Here is a 3671-nt window from a genome sequence, read left to right on the forward strand (position 1 = left end):
CAACCCAGGGCCTTCTGTCGCGCGGTGGCCCGTGTCGTAATTTACACCGACAGAAATGATTGATCTGCACCCAGGGAGTACGACTTGCGGATTTGCGCGGCGAGAAGGATTACGAGCCAACCAGGACATCGTCCCATGATAGCCGCGGTGGAGCCATTCCTGGAGTCGATCAAAGAGCGTGGCTGAGAAAGAGGGAACGGACACAGAAGCGATGCCTATCGCGTCGAAGCCTAACGATCGGGCTTCACACTTGATCGCGTCCGTCAGCGACATGGTTGTTTAGTGGGGATTGCAGTCGAATCTGACACTGAACTGAACCGAGCAATGTCCTGATCGGCAGCGGCCGCATGTGCCGCTTATCTTCGTCTTCCAGTCGGTGACCTTCTCATCGAAGCGGCACTGGATATTCCCGCCTTTGGAAATGGTAGTCCAAGGTTTTTTTGTTCCAGGAATGTTGGCAACCTGGCAACCCAGCGGAATGGGTACAAAGCATTGTTGTGATGGCTCGTCTTTGTCCATGCCAAAACTGCAGGACTTCTCAGTCGTGGCAGGGAAATCATTCGGCATCATTTGGGCCTGTACAGCGTTCGGATACCAGGCTAGTAGGCCCAGGGTCAGAGTGAGACCGACAAAAAAAACTGAAAGAGGTCTTCTGCGCATTGTGAAATGCTAGCACAGGTTCTTGGCTTGCGGCTACCAGGAACTGTGCGTACAATTTGGCAGTTAGCCACCCGGTTTTTCTCCTAAGGAGGAAACATGCTTGCGACGCGAATCAGACAAAAGGATGGCACTTTTTACTTCATCGGGTACAAGGCGACTGAACTTCTGGTGAAAGTCCAGTTCACAAGCCGCTATTATTTCGAAGGCGAGGAGATTTCTCCATCTAAGATCGGGGAGCATGACGATGTGGCCCAGTTCATTGCCGGCATCGAGCGAAGCGAGAAAGGTTTCCAACGGTTGCTCAATCGGCAGAAGATAAAGCAGATCGTCAATTTTTACGAAACGGTCGTCGCGCAACCGATGATCCCCGGCACCGTCTTGTTGTTCACCGATGAAACCTTGCGGTTCCAGCGGGCGGGCGAGTCGGAATCGATCGGCCATTTGAGCGAACCGAAGGGGAAATACTTGATCATTGACGGCCAGCATCGGCTTGCGGGGCTTCATTTTTTTCAGCATCATCACCCGGACCAGATCGACCAGGTGGAAGTGCCATGCGTGTTGTTCGACGGCAGGAGTAGCGAATTCGCCACGGAAATGTTCGTCATCATAAACAGCACGCATACCCGTATCAATCGTTCGCACCTGGTTGACCTGTACGAGAAAGTGTCGTGGGAAAGCCCTGAAAAGAAGTTCGCCGCGAAGGTTGCCAACCTTCTATACGGCGAAGACGATTCACCGCTTCGGTACAAGATCAACCGCCTGGGCGGGCGAAGCAAGCAGGAAAAGTGGATCCTGCAATCCGAGATCTTCAACGAGCTCCTAAAGGTCGTCACGGCTCACAAGCGATGGATGGAATCCCATCTGAACATGAAGCCGGACCGGTGCTATGCACTCGTGCGCGATTATCTCAAAGGGGTGAAGGAGGTCATGACTGATGTGTGGGGGCAAAACGATCGCTACATGTTCACCCGCGACGTGACCTTGAAAGCCTTGATCCGGGTCCTCGACGACCTCATTGTCGATCGGAAACTCATGAGTGATTGGGAAGAGCAATGTTGCCCAAAGCCCTTTGCTGAACTGCTCAAACCTTGGGCTGCGATGGGCAAGGAATTCCGCGCAGAGGGGTTCTACGAACGGTTTCCTGCCAAGGGGCAGCTAGAGCGGGTCCGTAAGGTTCACCAGCGGTTATTGGATGCCATTACCGGGTAAATGGCCGGGAGCCTCCGGGCTCCTCTTTGCCATTATCATCCTTGTGCTTGTTGTAACCCTCCTGCCGCAGGTAATCCTCCCCGCTCGCGATTCCGATGTCCTGGAAGTCAGGACAGAAGAGAGCGGTGGTGTACGTGCCACGGCTCGTGTGACGTTTCCAGCCAAGCCTTCCGTTATTCTTTCGCTGTTGACTGATTATTCGAATTGGCCAGAACTGTTCGAGATACGAATGAGAATGGCGGATCTGAAAATCCATGATGGCGTCGCGCTGGCCGATGTGCGGATCGAACACGCGCTTCTTCCTGGGGAACGCCGGCTGGTTACACAGTCGAAGGCATTGTCGGAAAGGGAAATTGTGACGGAACTCGTCGGGGGCGATTTTAAGAAGTACAGACGCGTGTGGAAGCTGACCCCGATTGATGGTGGGATGCAAACTCGCGCGGAGTTTGACTTGGTGGTTGAAATCGATTCCGTCGTTCCGGATTGGTTGGTCGCCCTGTCGATGAGGCGCGAGCTCGAAGCGCATTTCCGGATCGTGAAGGAGAAGGCGGCACGAATTAGCTCGGGAAAGTAAACTCCAACAACTCCGATTTCTCGAGACCCTGTTTGACGAGGCTCCCGATGTCGAATCCCCGTTCGACTTTGCGGATATCGTCAATGCGTGTCCTGGTACTTGGGTGGGAGGGGGTAAAGAGGGAGCAGCAGTCCTGGTCCGGCTCGATCGACGTCGTAAAGGTTCCGATCTTCTCCGCCTCACCGGTAATCTCGAGCTTATCCATGCCGATGAGTGGACGCAACATTGGCAATTCGGCTGCTTCCTCGATCACTGAGAGGTTTTCGGGCGTTTGGGAAGACACCTGTCCTAGACTGTCGCCTGTCACCAATCCCCAACAATGTTCTCGCTGGGCAAGTTCGCCTGCGATGCGGACCATCAATCGCCGATAGAGCACGATCCGGTAGGGAGCCGGAGCCTGGGCAACGATCTCACGCTGGATTTCGCCGAAGGGGACGACATAGAGCCGGGAGTGATATTGATAGGGTGTCAGGATTTGTACCAGCTCATGGACTTTCTCCTCCGACGCACGGCTTACGAGCGGTCGGCCTGAGAAATGGACGAAAACGGCATGGCAGCCGCGCTTCATCATGCGATAGGCTGCGACCGGCGAATCGATTCCGCCGGAAATCAAGCAGGCCACCTTGCCGCTGGTGCCGACTGGCATTCCCCCAGGTCCTTGGATTTTCTCGATCGAGTAGTAGGCTTCCCGGGCGAGAAGTTCGACATAGATAGTGAGATCGGGATTGGTTAGCTTGACCTTCTTGCCGGTCGACTCACACACGTACTTCCCGACGGCCCGTTCCACGTCCATCGACGTCAACTTCAGCCGTTTGTCTGCCCTCTTCGCGGTCACGCGGAAATTGGCGAAGAATCGTCCTTGAATGGTCTTGCCGATTCCGGCATTCAAGTCGTCGAGATTCGGGTTGGCAAGGTCGAGCGGAACAGCATGGGCGAGGGAGAAATTGGCGATACCGAAGACCCGACTGAGCTTGCCGATGACGGCTTGATCGGGCGCCTTTTCTGGGAGGATAACACGGATGCGGCTGCGAAGATTTTCGATCCGTCTGACTCCAAGGTCTTTGAGGGCTTTGCGTATGTTGTCGACGAGCCGTTGCTCAAAGTAGTCGCGATTGCGACCCTTCAGCGCGAGTTCGTGGTAATGGACGATTGCACATCTCATGGACTACCGGTGAGGCGTGAGGGGTGAAGGGTAAGGGGTGGCACTCGGGGGTTTCGTAGCTCTCAG

At 54.8% G+C, this 3671-nt stretch carries 3 protein-coding genes and 1 pseudogene; 2 read left to right on the plus strand and 2 right to left on the minus strand.

The genetic code is table 11. The annotated features are described in order from the left end of the window. Positions 1–273, minus strand: a pseudogene (locus tag ACWVCN_RS02205) (tRNA epoxyqueuosine(34) reductase QueG); the annotation flags it as partial. A 483-nt stretch (positions 274–756) separates the two neighbouring features. Between ACWVCN_RS02205 and ACWVCN_RS02210 the strand changes: the two are divergent. Both ACWVCN_RS02210 and ACWVCN_RS02215 read left to right on the plus strand, forming a co-directional pair. After that, a complete protein-coding gene (locus ACWVCN_RS02210; protein WP_455243877.1) occupies positions 757–1869 on the plus strand; it encodes a DGQHR domain-containing protein in 1113 nt (370 codons plus the stop codon). Next, entirely contained in the window at positions 1853–2443 is a 591-nt protein-coding gene (locus ACWVCN_RS02215; RefSeq protein WP_455243878.1) for an SRPBCC family protein, read from the plus strand. The genes ACWVCN_RS02210 and ACWVCN_RS02215 overlap by 17 nt, the downstream gene beginning before the upstream one ends. On the opposite strand, the gene thiI is transcribed toward ACWVCN_RS02215, so the two are convergent. After that, the gene (thiI, locus tag ACWVCN_RS02220) at positions 2427–3605 is read right to left on the minus strand and encodes a tRNA uracil 4-sulfurtransferase ThiI (RefSeq protein ID WP_455243879.1); all 1179 of its coding nucleotides are present in this window, start codon (positions 3603–3605) and stop codon (positions 2427–2429) included. The two genes, ACWVCN_RS02215 and thiI, sit on opposite strands and share 17 nt — an antisense overlap. Positions 3606–3671 lie beyond the last annotated feature (66 nt).

It is taken from the genome of Petrachloros mirabilis, assembly GCF_975968855.1.

Coding starts and splice junctions, on each gene's coding strand:
- ACWVCN_RS02215 (WP_455243878.1), top strand. CDS start 1,853: ATGCCATTACCGGGTAAATGGCCGGGAGCCTCCGGGCTCCTCTTTGCC.
- thiI (WP_455243879.1), bottom strand. CDS start 3,605: ATGAGATGTGCAATCGTCCATTACCACGAACTCGCGCTGAAGGGTCGC.
- ACWVCN_RS02210 (WP_455243877.1), top strand. CDS start 757: ATGCTTGCGACGCGAATCAGACAAAAGGATGGCACTTTTTACTTCATC.